The sequence below is a fragment of the Sinomonas humi genome, from assembly GCF_000802235.1.
In the GTDB taxonomy this organism is placed as follows: domain Bacteria; phylum Actinomycetota; class Actinomycetes; order Actinomycetales; family Micrococcaceae; genus Sinomonas; species Sinomonas humi.
In genome coordinates this window covers 1-556 of record NZ_JTDL01000017.1, presented here as the reverse complement: position 1 = coordinate 556, position 556 = coordinate 1, and the positions used below count along the sequence as shown (strand labels likewise).

2 protein-coding genes are annotated in these 556 nt (G+C 69.4%); one reads left to right on the top strand and one right to left on the bottom strand.

What is annotated here, in order from left to right:
- Positions 1-227: aldehyde dehydrogenase family protein (locus LK10_RS01500; RefSeq protein ID WP_043119584.1), on the top strand; the 227-nt coding region annotated here is incomplete at its 5' end.
- Between the two features lie 34 nt (positions 228-261).
- On the opposite strand, the gene LK10_RS01495 is transcribed toward LK10_RS01500, so the two are convergent.
- Positions 262-556: helix-turn-helix domain-containing protein (locus tag LK10_RS01495; protein WP_043119582.1), on the bottom strand; the 295-nt coding region annotated here is incomplete at its 5' end.

Sequence of the window (556 nt, the reverse complement as noted above, 5' to 3'; positions counted from 1 at the left end):
CCCGCCGCTTCCAGAACGAGGTCGAGGTCGGCATGATCGGGATCAACGTCCCGATCCCGGTCCCCGTTGCCTACTACTCCTTCGGCGGGTTCAAGGACTCGATCTTCGGCGACACCAAGGCGTACGGCCTCCAGGGCTTCAACTTCTACACGCGCGAGAAGGCCGTCACCTCACGTTGGCTCGATCCGAGCCACGGCGGCCTCAACCTCGGCTTCCCCCAGAACTGACCGAGCCGCCGCTCTGGCACAGGGCCCCGGGCGCTCAGGCGTCCCGGGGCCCTGCCGTTTTCGGGCCTGCCTCCAGGAACTGCACCGCCGCCCACAGCTCGAGCCGGTCCTGGAGGGTGTCGAGATTGAGGCCCAGGCGCCGCCCCGCCGCGTCGACGCGATTCCGCAGCGTGTGCCTGTGGACTCCGAGTTCAGCCGCGGCCTTCTCCCACGCGCAGTTGTTCGCCAGCCAGACGGTCGCCGCCTCGAGCAGCTGGCGGGTCTCCGCCGAATCGTCGCGCAGCAGCGGCTGCAGCACGCTCAGCGCCACCGACTCCGCCTTCTCCGTG